Origin of the sequence: Candidatus Spyradosoma sp. SGI.093 (assembly GCF_050314555.1) — a bacterium.
GTDB lineage: Bacteria > Verrucomicrobiota > Verrucomicrobiia > Opitutales > UBA953 > Spyradosoma.
Genome location: NZ_JBNPNH010000003.1, coordinates 251,587 through 268,746 on the forward strand (window position 1 = coordinate 251,587; position 17,160 = coordinate 268,746).

20 protein-coding genes and 1 tRNA gene are annotated in these 17,160 nt (G+C 63.7%); 9 read left to right on the plus strand and 12 right to left on the minus strand.

The features are described from left to right. Positions 1 to 3 precede the first annotated feature (3 nt). From ruvB to purB, 3 genes are read left to right on the plus strand one after another with little or no spacing between them, the layout of a single operon-like run. On the plus strand, positions 4 to 1,071 hold the full coding sequence (ruvB, locus tag ACQREB_RS05025; RefSeq protein WP_427766045.1) for a Holliday junction branch migration DNA helicase RuvB: 1,068 nt from the start codon (positions 4 to 6) through the stop codon (positions 1,069 to 1,071). Positions 1,072 to 1,093: 22 nt separating this feature from the next. Continuing rightward, a complete protein-coding gene (locus ACQREB_RS05030; RefSeq protein WP_427766047.1) occupies positions 1,094 to 1,546 on the plus strand; it encodes a YraN family protein in 453 nt (150 codons plus the stop codon). A gap of 52 nt (positions 1,547 to 1,598) precedes the next feature. Further along, entirely contained in the window at positions 1,599 to 3,023 is a 1,425-nt protein-coding gene (gene purB / locus ACQREB_RS05035) for an adenylosuccinate lyase (RefSeq protein ID WP_427766050.1), read from the plus strand. 196 nt (positions 3,024 to 3,219) lie between these two features. Here the strand turns inward: purB and ACQREB_RS05040 are convergent, their stop codons facing one another. Both ACQREB_RS05040 and ACQREB_RS05045 read right to left on the minus strand, forming a co-directional pair. Beyond that, the gene (locus ACQREB_RS05040) at positions 3,220 to 3,933 is read right to left on the minus strand and encodes a FecR domain-containing protein (RefSeq protein WP_427766053.1); all 714 of its coding nucleotides are present in this window, start codon (positions 3,931 to 3,933) and stop codon (positions 3,220 to 3,222) included. Positions 3,934 to 4,016: 83 nt separating this feature from the next. After that, positions 4,017 to 5,282: a 6-phosphofructokinase gene (locus tag ACQREB_RS05045; protein WP_427766055.1), complete on the minus strand. Its 1,266-nt coding sequence runs from the start codon at positions 5,280 to 5,282 to the stop codon at positions 4,017 to 4,019. Between the two features lie 191 nt (positions 5,283 to 5,473). Between ACQREB_RS05045 and rpsP the strand changes: the two genes are divergently transcribed. From rpsP to rplS, 3 genes are all read left to right on the plus strand, one after another. Beyond that, positions 5,474 to 5,725 (plus strand): 30S ribosomal protein S16, encoded by a 252-nt coding sequence (gene rpsP / locus ACQREB_RS05050; RefSeq protein ID WP_427766057.1) that lies wholly within the window; start codon positions 5,474 to 5,476, stop codon positions 5,723 to 5,725. An 80-nt stretch (positions 5,726 to 5,805) separates the two neighbouring features. Further along, positions 5,806 to 6,501, plus strand: coding sequence for a tRNA (guanosine(37)-N1)-methyltransferase TrmD (gene trmD, locus ACQREB_RS05055; RefSeq protein ID WP_427766060.1), 696 nt, complete (start codon positions 5,806 to 5,808; stop codon positions 6,499 to 6,501). After that, positions 6,498 to 6,863 carry a 50S ribosomal protein L19 gene (rplS, locus tag ACQREB_RS05060; protein WP_427766061.1) on the plus strand — a complete coding sequence of 122 codons (366 nt, stop codon included), beginning with the start codon at positions 6,498 to 6,500 and terminating at the stop codon, positions 6,861 to 6,863. Before trmD ends, rplS begins: the two co-directional genes overlap by 4 nt. A 75-nt stretch (positions 6,864 to 6,938) precedes the next feature. On the opposite strand, the gene ispH is transcribed toward rplS, so the two are convergent. The 6 genes from ispH to ACQREB_RS05090 all read right to left on the minus strand — a co-directional run bounded on the left by ispH (position 6,939) and on the right by ACQREB_RS05090 (position 10,634). Next, complete coding sequence (gene ispH / locus ACQREB_RS05065; RefSeq protein ID WP_427766063.1) at positions 6,939 to 7,814, minus strand: 4-hydroxy-3-methylbut-2-enyl diphosphate reductase; 876 nt, start codon at positions 7,812 to 7,814, stop codon at positions 6,939 to 6,941. A gap of 132 nt (positions 7,815 to 7,946) precedes the next feature. Then, positions 7,947 to 8,516 carry a 50S ribosomal protein L9 gene (gene rplI / locus ACQREB_RS05070; protein WP_427766065.1) on the minus strand — a complete coding sequence of 190 codons (570 nt, stop codon included), beginning with the start codon at positions 8,514 to 8,516 and terminating at the stop codon, positions 7,947 to 7,949. A gap of 53 nt (positions 8,517 to 8,569) precedes the next feature. Further along, positions 8,570 to 9,049, minus strand: a complete 480-nt coding sequence (ssb, locus tag ACQREB_RS05075) for a single-stranded DNA-binding protein (RefSeq protein ID WP_427766068.1) — start codon at positions 9,047 to 9,049, stop codon at positions 8,570 to 8,572. A 33-nt stretch (positions 9,050 to 9,082) separates the two neighbouring features. Then, entirely contained in the window at positions 9,083 to 9,340 is a 258-nt protein-coding gene (locus tag ACQREB_RS05080; RefSeq protein ID WP_427766070.1) for a 30S ribosomal protein S6, read from the minus strand. A 16-nt stretch (positions 9,341 to 9,356) separates the two neighbouring features. Continuing rightward, a complete protein-coding gene (pth, locus tag ACQREB_RS05085) occupies positions 9,357 to 9,950 on the minus strand; it encodes an aminoacyl-tRNA hydrolase (RefSeq protein WP_427766073.1) in 594 nt (197 codons plus the stop codon). Between the two features lie 51 nt (positions 9,951 to 10,001). Beyond that, positions 10,002 to 10,634 carry a 50S ribosomal protein L25 gene (locus ACQREB_RS05090; protein ID WP_427766076.1) on the minus strand — a complete coding sequence of 211 codons (633 nt, stop codon included), beginning with the start codon at positions 10,632 to 10,634 and terminating at the stop codon, positions 10,002 to 10,004. A gap of 248 nt (positions 10,635 to 10,882) precedes the next feature. On the opposite strand from ACQREB_RS05090, the gene ACQREB_RS05095 reads away from it, so the two are divergent. From ACQREB_RS05095 to ACQREB_RS05105, 3 genes are read left to right on the plus strand one after another with little or no spacing between them, the layout of a single operon-like run. Next, positions 10,883 to 11,950 carry a TraR/DksA family transcriptional regulator gene (locus tag ACQREB_RS05095; protein ID WP_427766078.1) on the plus strand — a complete coding sequence of 356 codons (1,068 nt, stop codon included), beginning with the start codon at positions 10,883 to 10,885 and terminating at the stop codon, positions 11,948 to 11,950. Between the two features lie 10 nt (positions 11,951 to 11,960). Next, positions 11,961 to 12,551 (plus strand): signal peptidase II, encoded by a 591-nt coding sequence (gene lspA / locus ACQREB_RS05100; protein ID WP_427766081.1) that lies wholly within the window; start codon positions 11,961 to 11,963, stop codon positions 12,549 to 12,551. Further along, positions 12,548 to 12,973 carry an acyl-CoA thioesterase gene (locus ACQREB_RS05105; protein WP_427766083.1) on the plus strand — a complete coding sequence of 142 codons (426 nt, stop codon included), beginning with the start codon at positions 12,548 to 12,550 and terminating at the stop codon, positions 12,971 to 12,973. The genes lspA and ACQREB_RS05105 overlap by 4 nt, the downstream gene beginning before the upstream one ends. A gap of 112 nt (positions 12,974 to 13,085) precedes the next feature. Here the strand turns inward: ACQREB_RS05105 and dtd are convergent, their stop codons facing one another. From dtd to acnA, 4 genes are all read right to left on the minus strand, one after another. Further along, positions 13,086 to 13,541 (minus strand): D-aminoacyl-tRNA deacylase, encoded by a 456-nt coding sequence (gene dtd, locus ACQREB_RS05110; RefSeq protein ID WP_427766086.1) that lies wholly within the window; start codon positions 13,539 to 13,541, stop codon positions 13,086 to 13,088. Between the two features lie 14 nt (positions 13,542 to 13,555). Beyond that, complete coding sequence (locus ACQREB_RS05115) at positions 13,556 to 14,209, minus strand: nucleoside deaminase (RefSeq protein ID WP_427766087.1); 654 nt, start codon at positions 14,207 to 14,209, stop codon at positions 13,556 to 13,558. Positions 14,210 to 14,302: 93 nt separating this feature from the next. After that, a tRNA-Phe gene (locus tag ACQREB_RS05120) sits at positions 14,303 to 14,378 on the minus strand. 115 nt (positions 14,379 to 14,493) lie between these two features. Next, on the minus strand, positions 14,494 to 17,145 hold the full coding sequence (acnA, locus tag ACQREB_RS05125) for an aconitate hydratase AcnA (protein WP_427766090.1): 2,652 nt from the start codon (positions 17,143 to 17,145) through the stop codon (positions 14,494 to 14,496). Between the last annotated feature and the right edge of the window lie 15 nt (positions 17,146 to 17,160).

A 17,160-nucleotide genomic window follows, 5' to 3' on the forward strand; every position in this document is an offset into this window, starting at 1 on the left:
ACGATGGCGAAAAAGAAGACAGAGCCGAGCGTTCCCGAGGAGGAGGCGCCGCGCAGTTATTTCGAAGAGGCGCTCGCGCGCAAGGACTCGACGCTGGACCAGGCGCTGCGCCCGCCGAACTTCGACGACTTCACGGGGCAGCCGCGCACGATCGAGCGCCTGCGCGTGATGGTCGGCGCGGCGCGGCGGGAACACCGCGCGCTCGACCACATTCTGCTCCACGGACCGCCGGGGCTGGGCAAGACGACGCTCGCGCTGATTCTCGCCGAGGAAATGGGCACGAAGGTGAAGATCACTTCCGGGCCCGTCATCGAAAAGCCCGCCGACCTCGCGGGCCTGCTCACCGCGCTCGAGGAGGGCGAAATTCTCTTCATCGACGAAATCCACCGCATCTCGAAGGTCGTCGAGGAATTTCTCTACTCGGCGATGGAGGATTTCCGCATCGACATCATGATCGACCAGGGCCCGAACGCGCGCAGCGTGCGCCTGTCGATCCCGCGCTTCACGCTCGTCGGCGCGACGACGCGCACGGGCCTGCTCACCGCGCCGATGCGTTCCCGCTTCACGCTGCAGACGCGCCTCGACTACTACACGCACGAGGATCTTTTCAAGATCGTGCGGCGCAACTGCGCCAAGCTCGGCATCGCCGTGGACGACGGCGGCGCGATGGAGATCGCGCGGCGCGCCCGCGGGACGCCGCGCATCGTGAACAATCTCATCCGCTTCGCGCGCGACTACGCGCTGGAGCGCGGGAACGGCGAAATCGACAAGCCGACTGCCGCCGCCGCGCTCGAACTGCTCGAAATCGACGCGCACGGGCTCGACGACATGGACAAGCGCATCCTGCGCACGCTCGCGCAGAACTACAACGGCGGGCCCGTCGGGTTGGGCACGATCGGCGTCGCCGTCGGCGAGGACGAGCACACGCTCGAGGAAGTGCACGAGCCGTATCTGATTCAGGAAGGCTACATCGCACGCACGCCGCAGGGGCGCGTGCTCACGGAAAAAGGCTGGGGCGTCGCCGGCGTCGAACGCGATTTCGGCGGCCGCCGCCAGGGCACGCTTTTTTGACGCCGCACGCGGGAACGGGCATATGGGTTTTCTGAATACGTTTTTCCGGAGACTCGCCGAGCTCGCGCGCGCCGCGTTCCCGCGAAGGCGGCCGAAGACCTCGCGGCGGGAACGCGGCGACGCCGGAGAGGCTTTCGCGGCGAAATTTCTGCGGCGCGAAGGCGCGAAGATTCTCCTGCGGAACTGGCGGCACGGGCGCGACGAAATCGACATCGTCGCGCTCGACGGCGACTGCCTCGTCTTCGTCGAAGTGAAGACGCGCTCCGAAGACGATCCGCACGGCGGCTACGCGGCGGTGGACGCGCGCAAGCGCAACGCGCAGAAACGCGCCGCCCGCGCATATCTGAACTCACTGCGGGAACGCCCGCCGGTGCACCGCTTCGACGTCGTCGAAGTCTTCGTCCGCGAGACCGACGGCTCCATGCGCGCCGTACATCACCGCGCGGTCCCGTTTTCGCGCCGCTATTCCAATTGAAATTCCGCGCGCCTTCGGCGATAATCCGCGCTTAACCTTTTTGAACGAATTTATGGAAAAAATCGCAGACGTCCTCGCTCAACGCTACGCCACGGAGCCGATCCGCAACATCTGGTCGGCGACGGGAAGAATCATCCTCGAACGCGAATTCTGGATCGCGGTCATGCGCGCCCAGCGCGACCTCGGGCTCGACATTCCCGCCGAGGCGATCGAAGCCTACGAACGCGTCAAGAACGACGTGAATCTCGACTCCATCAACGCGCGCGAACGCGTCACGCGCCACGACGTGAAGGCGCGCATCGAGGAGTTCTGTGCGCTCGCCGGCTACGAGCACATCCACAAGGGCATGACCTCGCGCGACCTCACGGAATCCGTCGAGCAGCTGCAGGTGTTCCGCTCGCTCGAATACATCCGCCTCAAGACCGTCGCCGCGATCAAACGCCTCGCCGAGCGCGCCGCGGAAACGCGCGACGTCGCGATGACCTCGCGCACGCACAACGTCGCCGCGCAGCTCACGACCTTCGGCAAGCGTTTCGCGATGTTCGGCGAAGACATGCTCGTCGCGCTGCGCGAGCTCGACGCGCTCATTGCCAACTACCCGGCGCGCGGCGTGAAGGGCGCGGTCGGTACGCAGCTCGACCTGCTCACGCTTTTCGACCACGACGTGGAAAAAGTCATGGCGTTCGATTCCCGCGTGCGCGCGCACCTCGGCATTCCGCACGCGTTCAACGCGACGGGCCAGGTCTATCCGCGCTCGCTGGATTTCGCGACGATCTCGACGCTCGTCCACATCGGTTCGGGCGCGTCGAGCTTCGCGAAGACGCTCCGCCTGATGGCGGGACACGAGCTCGCGAGCGAAGGCTTCCTGCCCGGTCAGGTCGGCTCCTCCGCGATGCCGCACAAGATGAATTCCCGCAGCTGCGAACGCCTCAACGGCCTGCACGTCATTCTCAAGGGCTACCTCGCGATGGCGGCGGACCTCGCCGGCGACCAGTGGAACGAGGGCGACGTCTCGTGCTCCGTCGTGCGCCGCGTCGCGCTCCCGGATTCGTTCTTCGCGATCGACGCGCTGCTGGAGACGTTCCTCGTCATTCTCAACCAGATGGAGATCAACGTTCCCGTCATCGAGCGCGAAAAGAACTACTATCTGCCGTTCCTGCTCACGACGACGATCATGATGGAGGCCGTCAAGCGCGGCGTCGGGCGCGAGACCGCGCACGAAGTCATCAAGGAACACGCGGTCGCCACGGCGCGCGACATCCGGCAGGGAAAAATTTCGCGCAACGACCTCTTCGACCGCCTCGCCGCGGACGGGCGCCTGCGTCTCGCCCGCGAGGACTTCGACGCGATCGCGAAAGTCGCCGCCGCCGAGACGGGAACGGCCGGCCTGCAGGTGGACAATTTCGTCACCTCCGCGAAGGAGCTTCTGGCGAAGTTCCCCGCCGCCGCCGACATCCGCCCCGGCGCCATTCTCTGACGCGTTCCCGCGTTCCCGCGCGAAAAAGGACGGCCGCTCCCGGTCGTCCTTTTTTGCGCTTTCTCACGAAAGCTTTTTCGGCGTCCGCGCGATTCCTTCAAAAAATTTCGCGGACTTTCGGCGCGGCGATTCGTACACGAAAAAAGCCGCTCCCGAAAACGGGAACGGCTTTTTCGCGGACAACTCGCGCGCCGGATCAACCGATGGCGGGCGAATTGGGCGTGACGTTCGTGTTGATGTCGTTGCCTTCGATGTTGACCGAATCGGACCCCGCGTCCGGAGCGGCGGGAGCGGCGGGCTTTTCCGCGCCGGAAGCTCCGTCGGCGGAAAGCGTCGTTTCGGCCTTGGCGGCTTCCGACTTCGTGGCGGGACGCGGCGCGAACGTGGCGTCTCCCTTCTTCACCAGAACCGTCTGATTGGCGCCGAGAACGCCGGTGTCGCCGTTCGTTCCCGTGACGCGCCAGCTGCCGGAGGTGGAGGTGACGCTGACGGTGGCGGCGGTCGCCGTGACCGTGACGGTGCCCTTCGTGCCCGAGACCGTTCCGGAGGGCGTCAGAATCGTCACCGAAGAACCTCTGGGCGCGTTGGACTGAACCGTGATCGTGCCGCTGCCAAGCGAAATCACCGTGGCGGTGCCCGTCTCGGAGACGGAGACCGTGACTTCGGCGCCTTCGCCGACGCCGACGAGAGAGCCGTCGGGAAGCTTCAGCTGGGCGGCGCTGCCTTTGCCGGCCTTGACGACGGCGCCCGCGGGAACGGTGTCGCCCGGCTTCAGCGCGGACGCGACGCCGTTGACGACGACGACGACGTCGTTCTTGGCTGCCTGCACCGTGGTGTCCGGAGCCGCGAACAGCGCCGCGGCGAGGAAGATCGGGGACAGGATGATGGAAACCAGTTTTGCGAATTTCATAAGTTTTTTCCTCTCGAATGAATTTGTATCTGCGGACATTTTGTAGCTCCGTCCGCGAAATACAAGTTTTTTTTGTCGGCTTTTCAGCGGGTTTCGTACGGCGGGCAGAGCTTTTCGACGGCGACGCGGTCGAGAATCGCCATCTTGGGAACGCCGGCTTCGTCCGTAAGCTGCGGCGCGCCCTGAATGAGCGGGAGCGCGTACTTCGCGAACTGGAAGCCGACGGTCATGCCGTTTTCGCCGATCCAGTTCTGCGGGAACGTCTTCACGCCGTTGGCGACTTCGTCGAGCGGCGCGAGCTCCGCCTTCACCTGGTAGCGGTCCTTTTCCTCGCGGACGAGGATGACCATCTTGCCGCTTTCGCCGGCGACGGCGGCCTTGACCGCCGCGGCGCCCGCCATGAAGGCCTCGTCCACGTCGGTCTTCGAGGCGCAGTGCGAGGCGGTGCGCTGAATGTGCCCCTGGCGGCAGGTGCGCGTCTTCACGCCCGCGAAGGATTCTTCGACGACCTCCTTCAGGTATTCGCAGACGCCGCCGAGGCGCGGATGCCCGAACGCGTCGAGCACTGCCGTGTTCGCGCCGAGATAGTTCCCGTCGGCGTCCTTCAGTCCTTCCGCCGCGACGACGACGCAGTGGCGGTTCAGCGAAAGCACGTTGCGGACGGCTTCGACGAAGGCGGCGCGGTCGAACGGCACTTCCGGCAGAAGAACGAGATGCGGCGCGTCTTCCGGGCAGGCGCGGCGCTTCGCGAGCACGGAGCCGGCGGCGATCCAGCCGGCGCTGCGGCCCATGACTTCGATGATCGTCACCAGGTCGTGGCGGCCGAGCGATTCGCAGTCGCAGGCGAGTTCGCGCACGGACGTCGCGATGTATTTGATCGTCGAGCCGTAGCCCGGGCAGTGGTCGGTGAGGACGAGGTCGTTGTCGATCGTCTTCGGCACGCCGACGACGCGGATTTCGTAGCCCTGCGCGGCGCAGTAGTCCGCGATGCGCTTGGAGGAATCCTGCGAGTCGTTCCCGCCGATGTAATGGAAATAACGGATGTCGTGCGCCTTGAAGACTTCAAGAATGCGGGCGAGATCCTGCTCTTTCTTGAGCTTGTAGCGGCAGGAGCCGAGCGCGGCGCCCGGCGTCGTCTTGAGCAGACGCACCGTCTGCTGCGACTCCGCGGCGAGATCGATCAGATTTTCGCTCAAAATTCCCTCGACACCGTTCACGGCGCCGTAAATTTCGCCGATTTCGTCTTCGAACTGCAGCGCGGCGGCGAGAACGCCCGCCAGGCTCGCGTTGATGACCGGCGTCGGTCCGCCGCTTTGAGCCACCAGTAAATTTCCTTTAAGTGTTTCCATAGTTCTTGAATCAAAATAAGTTGCTCCCTACTTTCATTCACTCGGGCGGACTTTGTCAAGCGCGAGCGCCGACGACCGAAAACATTTCCGCGCTTTTCGCGCTTGACGGAGAGGGCGCGTTAAGGTTTCATGTCCTTTCTTTCAATTTTTCAATACATCAAACAAACGGAAACACAATGCTTCGTATCAGATTGCAACGTCATGGCGCCGCTCACGCGCCGAACTATCGCCTCGTCGTCTGCGAGAGCACGGCGCGTCGCGACGGACGCTTCGTCGAAATCGTCGGCGCCTACAATCCCGCCGCCAAAGGCAACACGCAGCCGCTGACGGTCGATCTCGACCGCGTCGATTACTGGGTGAAGTGCGGCGCGCAGCCGTCGGACACGGTCCGCTCGCTCATCAAGCGCGCGCGCAAGGAAGTCGCGGCCGCTCCCGCCGCGTAATTCCGCGGGAACGCTCCCGCCGCGTTTCACCTTTTCGAGAGAAAGGCGTTCCCGTCCGCGAGAACGCCTTTTTTTTTACGATGCCGCTCCAGATCGACATTCTCACGCTGTTCCCGAAGATGGTCTCCGGATTCTTTTCCGAGAGCATCCTAGGGCGCGCCGTGGAGAACGGGCTCGTGGACGTGCGCCTGCACGACGTCCGCGACTGGTCGACGGACAAGCACCGCCGCGTGGACGACCGCCCTTTCGGCGGCGGAGCCGGCATGCTCATGGCGCCGCAGCCCGTCTTCGACGCGGTGGAGGCCGTCGTTGGAGACGAACCCGCGGACGAGGTGATTTATCTCTGTCCGGACGGCGAGCCGCTGACGAACGATATCGCGCGCGGGCTTTCCCGCAAGAAGCGCCTCGTTCTGCTCAGCGGGCATTACGAAGGCATCGATCAGCGGATCCGCGACGCGCTCGTCACGCGCGAGATTTCCATCGGCGATTACGTGCTGACGAACGGCACGATCGCGGCAGCGGTTCTGGTCGACTGCATCGCCCGACAGATTCCCGGCGTGCTCGGCGAAGAAAATTCGTTGACGAGCGACAGTTTTAATGCCAATCTTCTTTCCTTTCCTCAGTATACGCGTCCCGAGGTTTTCCGAGGCATGCCCGTTCCGCCGGTTCTTTTGTCCGGCAACCACGCCGAAATACGGCGTTGGCGCCACGAGCAGCAGCTGAAAAAAACGCGCGAACGCCGACCTGATTTACTTTTAAAAGACATACAACAATGAGCCAGCAAATTCTTAATTCGCTTACACAAGCCCAGCTGAAGGCCGACCGCAACAATTTCCGCGTCGGCGACGGCGTCCGCGTGCACACGAAAGTGCGTGAAGGAGACAAGGAGCGCATCCAGATCTTCTCCGGAATCGTGATTAGCCACAAAGGCACGGGCATTCAGGAAGCCTTCACGGTCCGCCGCATCGCCTCCGGCGAAGGCGTCGAACGCGTGTTCCCGGTGCACAGCCCGAACGTCGTCAAGATCGAGGTCGAACGCAAGTCGGTCCCGATGAAGGCGCGCCTCCACTACCTGCGCAAACGCCTCGGCAAGAGCGCGACGAAGGTCAAGGAGAAAGCCTTCTCCACGGAAGCGTGATTTTCGCGTCCCGTCAAAAAAAACGCGCCCCGCAAAGGGCGCGTTTTTTTGTCGGGCTCCGCTTCGCCGAAATCTTCACAACTTCTTCAGCGCGTCGCAGACTTCGTCGATGAGGAAGCCCGGCGTGGACGCGCCCGCCGTGACGCCGACCGTCCCGTAGCGGGAGATCGCGTTCAGATCGAGCTCCGCGAGCGTTTCGACGTGGAAGCACGGGATGCCCTGGCGCTCGACGAGCCGGGCCAGCTTCAGCGTGTTGGCCGAATGCCTGCCGCCGATGACGACGATCGCCTCCGCGCCTTCCCGCGCCAACGCGGGAACGTCGCCCTGGCGGTCGCGCGTCGCGCCGCATATCGTGTTGAAGATGAGCGCTTCGGGAAAGCGTTTTTTCAGCGCCGAGACGAGTTTTTCGAATTCGTCCGGATACATCGTCGACTGCGAGACCATGCAGACTTTTTCGCCGAGCTCGGGCAGCTTCTCGATGTCCTTGAGCGAGCGCACCGCGTAGCCGCGCCCCCGCGAATAGCCGAGAATGCCGACGACTTCGGGATGGTCGGGATCGCCGAAGATCACGGTCGCGTATCCTTTCTGCGCATACATTTTCACGCGCCCGGCGATGGCGGCGACGTCGGGACAGGTCGCGTCGCGGAATTCCAGCCCAAGCGAACGCAGATACTCGCGCCGCTGCGGCGAAATGCCGTGCGCGCGCACGATGAGCACGGCGTTCCCGCGCGCCTCGTCGTCGAGATCGATTTCGAGCTTTTCGCTGCTGCGGTAGTCGCCGAGCTCGCGGACGCCTTCGCGGGCGAGCTCCGCCATCATCTGGCTGTTGTGAATGAGCGGACCGTCCGTAAACACGGGAAATCTCCCGCGCAAGGCGTATTCGCGGGCGATGTTGATGGCGCGTTCGACGCCGCGGCAGAACCCGGCGCTTGCTGCTCGAAGAACTTTCATGCGGATAGGAAAAAGCCCCCGCCGCGAAAACGCAACCGCGGACTTTCTTTCCCCGACGCGCCCCGCCCGCGCGCGCAAAAAAAGCGTTCCCGCGGGAAGGCGGGAACGCTCGTCAAACGAAAGGAGATTCGTTTACTCGGCTTTCGGAGCTTCGTCGGAAGCGGCGGCTTCCTCGGCCTTCGGAGCGCGCGGCTTGCGGGCGCCCTTCTTGCCCTTGGCGGAGTCTTCCGCGACTTCTTCGACCGGATTTTCGGAAACGACTTCGACGGAGATTTCCACGGAGACTTCGGCGTGCAGCTTGACGACGGCGGAGGTTTTGCCGAGGTGCTTGATGGCGCCATGTTCGAGGTGGATCGCCTTCTTTTCGATTTCGTGGCCGAGTTCGGCGAGCTTCTTCGCGATGTCGGTCGTGGAGATCGAGCCGAAGAGCTTTCCGCCTTCGCCGGTCTTGACGGCGAACGTGAGGGCGACGCCGGCGAGCTTTTCGGCGGCGGATTTAGCCGCTTCGAGTTCCTTGGCTTCGCGTTCGGCGCGCGCCTTCTTGAGCGCTTCGATCTGCTTGCGGTTCGCCTGCGTCACGGGAACGGCGATTCCCTGCGGGAACAGGAAATTGCGCGCGAAACCGGCGCGGACCTTGACTTGATCGCCTTCGGCGCCGAGACCGGCGACGGGCTTTTTGAGGAGGACTTCAGAGAGTGCCATAATTTTGTTTTGTTAAATGTTGAACGTTGTTGTTTTCCGAGACCGGAACCGAATCAGAACGGGACGTCTTCGTCGTTCATGTCCGACGAAGCCGGCGGCGGCGGCGCGGGCTGGCGCGACGGCGCGGGAGCGCGGCGCGGAGCCGGAGCGACGTCGTCGTAGTCGGAAGGCGCGGAAGCGCCTCCGGCGGGCGAGTCACCGCGGGAGCCGACGAACTGGAAGTTTTCGAGCACGATGCCGAGGCGCGAGCGCTTTTCGCCCGTCGTCTTGTCGTCCCACTGGTCGAGACGCAGACGCCCTTCGACGAGCAGCGTGCGCCCTTTCGTGCACCACTTCGCGATCGTTTCCGCCTGTTTTCCGAAAGCGTCCACGTCCACGTAGGTGACTTCTTCTTTCTTTTCGCCTTCCTTGGAGAGGTAGGCGCGATTGACGGCAAGCCCGATGCGCGCCACGGCGTTGCCGCTCGGAAGCGTGCGCAGCTCGGGATCGCGCGTGAGGTTGCCCATGAGGATCACTTTGTTGAACGATGCCATTTTCGGGGTGTCCTTTGCGATTCGGGGTTACGGTCAGCGGGCTTGGATCAGGATGCGCTTGATGGTGCGGTCGAGACGAAGTTTTTCGCGGAAGGCGACCGGGAAGGTCGTCGCGGCGGCGACGTCGAACTGCGTGTAGTGCGCGTTCGGCATGCGTCGATTGGTGACGCGGACGAAGTCCTTGACGCCGAGATCCGTCACTTCCTCGAGGGTCGCCCCGAGCGCGGAGATGAGCGTCTTGATCTTCTCGATCTGCGCCTCGGCGGTGACGCCGCGGACATCGAAAATCATGTTCACACGATATTTGTTAAGGTCGTTCATTGTTGTCTTTTCTGTTGATAAGGTTTTGTGCGGCGGAAAGCCCCTGGGAAATCAGAAGCTCCAGGCCTTGGATGAAGTTTGCCTGCCGTGTTTCGAAAATGTTCTTTTCCTCGTCGCCGAGTTTCCCCAGCACGAAGTCGGCGAGCGGCTGTTCGCGGAAAGGCTTCGCGCCGATGCCGACGCGGAAGCGGATGAAGGCGTTCCCGCAGCAGCGGATGACGCTCTTGATTCCGTTGTGGCCGCCGTCTCCGCCGCCCTGGGAAATCTTGACCGCCCCGACCGGAAGCGCGATGTCGTCGTAGACGACCGCGACCGTGGAGAAGTCGAGCTTGTGGTAGCGGGCGTGAGCCCCCACGCACTCGCCGCTGAGATTCATGAACGTCAGCGGCTTCCCGAGCCAGAGCGTTCCCGCGGAGCCGAATCGCGCTTTCGCGAACTCCCCGCGCAGCGCCGCGTCCTTGCGGAACTCGGCGCCGAGGCGCTTCGCCAGAGCATCGACTACGCGAAAACCCGTGTTGTGGCGGGTGAACTCGTACTCTTTGCCGGGATTGCCCAGACCGTAAATGGCGGAAACGAACATCGAATTTTAAAGAACAAACGCCGAAAGGCGAGAAACACGCGCGGACCGAAGTTATTTCTTTTCGGGCGCGGGAGCGGCGGCGTCCGCAGGAGCGGCTTCGCCTTCCGCAGCGGGAGCGGGTTCTTCTTCCTGCTTTTCGACCGTGCAGGACGCGACGACGGTGTTCTGATTCGCCGGGAACGTGACGCCCGGAATCGGCGGCAGCGCGTCGATGTGAATCGTGTGGCCCGCGTGCAGACCGGAAACGTCCACTTCGATGAATTCGGGCAGGTCCTTCGGGAGGCAGCGGACGATGATTTCGTGCACCGCTTCGAGCGTCGCGTTTTCCTGCAACACGCCGATCGCTTCGCCCTTGATGTGGACGGGGATCGTGGCGGTCATCTGCACGTTGGGATCGACCTCGAGGATGTCGACGTGAACGACCTTCTGCGAGACGGCGTCGCGCTGGAAGTCCTTGATGAGGGAGAGCAGCGTCTCGGCGCCGTCGACAGCAATCTCGACGAGAGCGGCGCTTTCGCCCTTGGCGCGCATCATCATGCGGAATTCGACCGCGTCGATGGCGACGGGCTTCGAGCCGCTTTTTCCGTAAATCACGCCCGGGATTGCGCCCGCGGCGCGAAGGCGACGAGCCGGCCCGCGGCCGATGCCGTCGCGTTTCTTGACATTCAGTTTGTATTTTTTCATTGGTTGGATGTGTCTCCGTGGTAGTCACGGGCCCGCAACTGCTGCGGCCGCGCCTCGACCGAAGACAAGTCGAGAATGAAGAGTCGATATTACGAGAACGTTTTTTTCGACGCAACAAGAATTTTTCGCGCGGAAGCGCGCGGCGCGGCGCGCGTTGAATTGACACTTCAGCGGAAATCAACATGCTGTTCGCAACCTTTTTCAGCAAGGCGATACCTCCTTTTCAACGCAGTCAGAATCTTATTCTTATGTCAGCCAAGAAAATTTCCTCCAAGCAGGCCGCGAAACGCCCCGCCGCGAAGACGCCGGCGAAGGCTCCCGCGAAGAAATCCGCCGCCGTGAAGACGCCGCCGGCGAAGAAAGCCGCGCCCGCGAAGGCGACGAAGAAAAGCGTTCCCGCGAAGCCCGTTCCCGCCAAGAAGGCGGAGACGCGCCCCGCAAAAACTGTTCCCGCGAAACAGGAGGCGCGCCCGCTGATCGCTCCCGCGAAGCGCGGCAGAAAGCCCAAGGCTGAAGCCGCGCGCGGCGCTTCCACCGCCGCCATTTCCGTGCCGCGCGACGTGCGCGCCGCCTCCAAGCGCGTCTCGCCGAACCGCGCGCGCGCCTACACGCCGGCAGAGCTCGAACAGCTGCTCTTTCAGCGCGGCACGGCGGGCATCAACGTCTTCAGCCCGGAGCTCGGCGTCGTTCCCGCCAAGAAGGCGGAAAACAAAAAGATCATTCTGAAGGAGCTCCCGAAGAGCGACGGCAAGCGCACCGTCGGCGCCGTCTCGATCAGCGACCTTTTCGGCTTCAACCCGTTCGCGAAGGACGCCGTTTCGCAGGAAGAGGCGCTCATTCCCGAAAAATGGCGCAAGTACTACCGCAAGCTCATGGCGCGCAAGGACGAGCTGATGGCGAACATCTCCCGCCACTCCGAGAACGCGTTCCGCAAGGAAGGCAAGGAGGAGACCGGCGACGTCTCCGCCTACAGCCAGCACACGGCGGACATCGACAACGAGGCCTTCGACCGCGACTTCGCGATCAGCCGCCTCGCCGCCGAGCAGGAGGAGCTTTCCGAAATCAACATCGCCGTCGAGCGCATGAAGAAAGGCACCTACGGTATCTGCGAAATCACCGGAAAGCCCATTCCCGCGGAACGCCTCAACAAGGTGCCGTTCACGCGCTATTCCGTCGAAGGCAAGATCGAGGCGGAAAAGCAGCGCCGCGTCGAAGCCCGCCGCCGCCGCGCCAACGCGACGGGAGACATCTCCGAGGTCATCGACATCGAAAACGACTCGCCGATCTCCCTGCCGGAAGAACACGAAGAACCGTAATCGGATTTTCATGACGTTCCGCCTCCGACGAATCCGCAAGTACGCGATTTTCTGGAAAATCGCTCTCGGCGTCTTCGCGCTCGACCAGCTCACGAAGCTGCTCGTGATCTGGCTGATTCCGTGGGCGCCCGGGCAGCCGACCTACGCGCTGCCGGGAGACTTCGGCTTCGATCCCGCGTTCGCGCCGATTCCCGTCGTGGAAAGCTTCTTCTACCTCGTGCACATCGACAATCCCGGCGCGGCGTGGAGCCTCTTCGCCGGGCATCAGATTCTGCTGAGCCTCTTCGCCGTCGCCGCGCTCGCCGCGCTGTTCTTCTTCCGCCGCCATCTCGAGCTCGAGCGCCTGCCCTCGCAGATCGCGCTCGGCCTGCTCGCCGGCGGGATCGTCGGCAACCTGCTCGACCGCGTGGCGCACAATCACGTCATCGACTTTCTCGACGTCCACCTGCCGCTCTACGGCCGCTGGCCCGCCTTCAACGTCGCCGACTGCGGCATCGTCGTCGGCGTGTGCTTTTACCTTTTCATCAACGTCATTCCGCTCTTCGGCTACAATCACCCGAAGGCGAAACGCTTCAACGAAGAAGAAACTCTGAACAAATGAACGATTCCGCCCCGAAATTCTCCCGCTTCGAAACCGAAATGCAGGTCCGCCCCGACGACATCGACCTGTATCAGCACGTCCACAGCTCGCGCTACATCGACTACGTGCTCGCGGCGCGCTTCGATCAGATGGAACGCTGCTACAAAATGTCCATGCAGGAATTCGCCGCGCGCGGACTCGGCTGGTACCAGACGTCCATCACGATGAACTACAAGCGCGCGCTCGGGCTCGGCGACGCCTTCATCGTCGAGACGGGTATCGTCGATTTCGCCGACGCGTCCATCACGCTCACCTTCAAGATCATCAAGAAGGACACGCGCAAGCTCGTCGCCGACGGGCACGCGTCCTACGCGCTCATCGACCTGAAGACGAAGCGCGCGACCAAAATCCCGCAGGACGTCATCGACAAGTACACGATCTGAGGGAGAGAGCTTAAAGCTTAAGGGGCAAAGCTTAAGAGGAGAGTCCCGACGGCCGTCTCCGCCTGCACCCAGACGTCTTCGCTTTCAAGAAAATCTTCGGCCGCCGGCGCGCTCAGAAATCCGGGCGTCGAGAATCCAGCGTCAGCGTCACGGGACCGTCGTTCACGAGCTCGACGTCCATCATCGCGCCGAAGCGCCCCGTCGGCACCGGCCGCTCCAACAGGGCGGAAAGCTTCGCCGTGAAGCTTTCGTAGAGCGGAATCGCCTCCGCGGGAACAGCGGCGCGATTGAACGACGGGCGCGAGCCCTTGCGCATCGTCCCGAAAAGCGTGAACTGGCTCACCACGAGGGCGCTACCGCCGACGTCGCGCGCCGCAAGATTCATCTTGCCGTCCGCGTCCTCGAAAATCCGCACGCGCGCCAAGCGCGTCGCAAGCCAGTCCGCATCCGCCTCCGTGTCGCCCGCCTCCACGCCGAGCAGAATCAGCATCCCCTTGCCGATCGCGCCGACGACGCTCCCGTCCGCGCTCACGCTCGCCCGCTTCACCCGTTGAACGACCGCTCTCATCGTGCTTCCTCGGTTCAGTAGATTTCTCCGCCCTTTTCGCGATAAAGCCGGAACGGCGTTCCCGCGGCGTCCTCCAGAAGCGGCCCGACCACGCGGACGCCGCGTTTTTCCAGCGCGCCGCGCCAATCCGCGGGCTTGTCGCCTTCGTCGAATCCGACGCCGCGCGCGGCGTCTCCCGACGCGCCGTAGATCAGCTTCTCGACGCCGCTCCACGGCGTGGCGCCCGTGCACATCGCGCACGGCTCGCAGCTCGACGCGATCGCGCAGCCTTTCAGATCGTGCGAACCGAGACGGTTCTGCGCGTGCGCGTAAGCCGTCATTTCCGCATGCGCCCACGACTGCTTCGCGGGAACGACGCGGTTCACGCCGACGGCGATCAGCCTTTCGTAGGCGAGCGAAAAAATCGCCGCGCCGAACGGACCGCCCGTCCCGCGAAGCACGTTCTCTTCCGCGAGCCGAATCGCGAAACGCAGTTTTTCCTCGTCGCCGGCGAAGACGCGCCCGAGATTTTCCGCCTCGATTTCGCGCAGCCATTCCGGCATCGCGAGCGCTTCCGCGAGCGGCGCCGCTCCGCGGCAATTCGGGCATTCATGACGCGAGCGGACGAAAACCGCCGCCGCCGCGACGGCGAAAATAACGCACGCCAAAACGAGAATTCCGATTTTCATGAAAAAAAAGCTACGCGTTCCCGCGGACCGGCGCAACGCCGAAGCGGAAAAAAGAACCGCCCGCGAGGTTTGCGCTCGCGGGCGGAAGGAAAATGGTGGTCAGGGGCGGGATCGAACCGCCGACACAGGGATTTTCAGTCCCTTGCTCTACCGACTGAGCTACCTAACCGACGAAAGGAAAGAGACGCCATAAAACCCGAAATTCTCTCCGCCGTCAACATCTTTTTTTCGACTCGCGGATTTTTTTTGAACATCTTCGCGGAAAGGCGCCTCGTCGGACAAGTTCACTTCAGAATCTTGCGGAGGACGTACTGCAGGATGCCGCCGTTCGCGAGGTAGTGCGATTCCGCGAGCGTGTCGATGCGGCAGAGCAGCGTCGCGCGCGAGACTTCGCCGTTCGCGCGGCGGACGACGAGCGTCGCCGTCTGCTTCGGCTTCACGGGGTTTTCCAGCCCTTCGACGTCGAAGGTTTCCGTGCCGTCGAGCCCGAGCGTCTCCGCGCTCTCGCCGTTCGTGAACTCCAGCGGAATCACGCCCATGCCGATGAGGTTCGAGCGGTGGATGCGCTCGAAGCTGCGCGCCACGACCGCGCGCACGCCGAGTAGCGCCGCGCCCTTAGCAGCCCAGTCGCGCGAAGAGCCCATGCCGTAATCGACGCCCGCGAAGACGATGAGCGGCGTTCCCGCCTTCCTGTAGGCTTCGCTCGCCTCGAAGATGGTCGTCGGCGTTCCCGCCGGCTGCAGCTTCGTGAAGCCGCCTTCTCTGCCGTCCGCCATTTTGTTTTTGATGCGGACGTTCGCGAACGTGCCGCGCACCATGACGCGGTCGTTCCCGCGGCGCGAGCCGTAGGTGTTGAACTTTTCGCGCGGAATGCCGCGTTCGGTGAGGTATTTTCCTGCGGGCGTCTCGGGCGCGAACGCGCCGGCGGGCGAAATGTGGTCGGTCGTCACCGAATCGCCGAGAATCGCGAGCGGGCGCATTCCCGAGAGCTTCGCGGGCGGCGGGAGCGCCATGCCGAAGCCGTCGAAATACGGCGGCAGCTGGACGTAGGTCGAGTCGTCGCGCCAGCCGAAGAGCGCGCCCTCGCTCGCGGGAACGGTCTTCCATTCCGCGGTCGCGTCGTCGAACGACGCGTAGCGCTTCGCGAACATTTCCGGCTTCACGCCGGCGGCGATCAGCGCGTCGATCTCCGCCTGCTTCGGCCAGATGTCCTTGAGGAAGACGGGCTCTCCGTCCGCGCCGACGCCGAGCGGCTCTTTCTCCAGATCGACGTCGATTCTGCCCGCGATCGCAAACGCGACGACGAGCGGCGGCGACATCAGGAAATTCGACTTGATGAGCGGGTGGATGCGCGCTTCGAAATTGCGGTTGCCGGAAAGCACGCTCGTCGTAATGAGTTTTTCATTACGGATCGCGTCTTCGATTTCCGGCGCGAGCGGCCCGGAATTGCCGATGCACGTCGCGCAGCCGTAGCCGACGAGATTGAAGCCGAGCTTGTCCAGATACGGCGTGAGCCCCGTCGCGTTCAGGTAATCCGTGACGACGCGCGAGCCCGGCGCGAGCGAGGTCTTCACGTGCGCGGGAACGCTCAGGCCTTTTTCGACCGCGCGTTTCGCGAGCAGCCCCGCCGCGATGAGCACGCTCGGGTTCGACGTGTTCGTGCAGCTCGTGATCGCCGCGACGACGACGCTCCCGTCCTTCAGCGTTCCCGCGGACGTCGGCGCACCCTTCGTCTCGGCGACGAATTTTTCGAAGACGTTCTTCACGTTCCCGAGCTCGATGCGGTCCTGCGGGCGCTTCGGTCCCGCGACGGAGCGCGTGATCGTCGCGAGATCGAGCTCGATGACCTTCGTGTAGCTGATTTCGCCCGCCTTCGGCATGCCGAAGATGCCCTGCGCCTGCAGATAGTCGCGGACGAGCGCGACCTTCTTTTCGTCGCGCCCCGTGAGGCGCAGATAGTCCAGCGTCTTTTCGTCCACCGGGAAAAATCCCATCGTCGCGCCGTATTCGGGCGCCATGTTCGCGACGGTCGCGCGGTCGGCGAGCGAGAGCGACGCGGCGCCTTCGCCGAAAAATTCCACGAATTTGCCGACGACCTTCGCCGCGCGCAGAATCTCCGTCACGCGCAGCGCGAGATCCGTCGCGAGCACGCCTTCCGGCAGCGTTCCCGTGAGGTGCACGCCGATGACTTCCGGCGTCTGGAAGCACACCGGCTGGCCGAGCATGCCCGCTTCCGCCTCGATGCCGCCGACGCCCCAGCCGACGACGCCGATGCCGTTCACCATCGTCGTGTGCGAGTCCGTCCCGACGACCGAATCCGGGTAGAACACCGTTCCCGCGTCCGTCTCCTTCTCGAAGACGACGCGCGCGAGATATTCCAGATTCACCTGGTGGCAGATGCCGACCGCCGGCGGCACGACGGAAAACGTCTTGAACGCGCCCTGGCCCCATTTCAGCAGCTCGTAGCGCTCCGTGTTGCGCGAAAAATCCTTTTCGATGTTCTTGCGGAAAGCGTCCGGCGTTCCCGCGTAGTCGATCTGCACGGAGTGGTCGACGACCATGTCCATCGGCACGAGCGGCTCGATGAGCGCGGGATCGCGCCCGAGCTTGGCGACCGCGTCGCGCATCGCCGCGAGATCGACGAGCAGCGCCACGCCCGTGAGGTCCTGCAGCAGCACGCGCGCGACCGTGAACGGAATTTCCGAGTCGGCGGGCCTGGCGGCGTTCCAGCCCGCGAGCGCGCGCACGTCGTCTTCCGTGACGAGCGTGCCGTCGCAGTTGCGCAGCACGCTTTCGAGCACGACGCGCAGGCAGACCGGCATTTTGGAGACTTGCCCGATGCCCGCCTGTTCGAGCGCGGGAACGCTGTAGTAAAAACCTTTTCTGCCCGAGGCCGGGCTGTTGAATTCGCGGAGCGTCTGAAACGGATTGTTCATAGTAGCGCGCAAGCA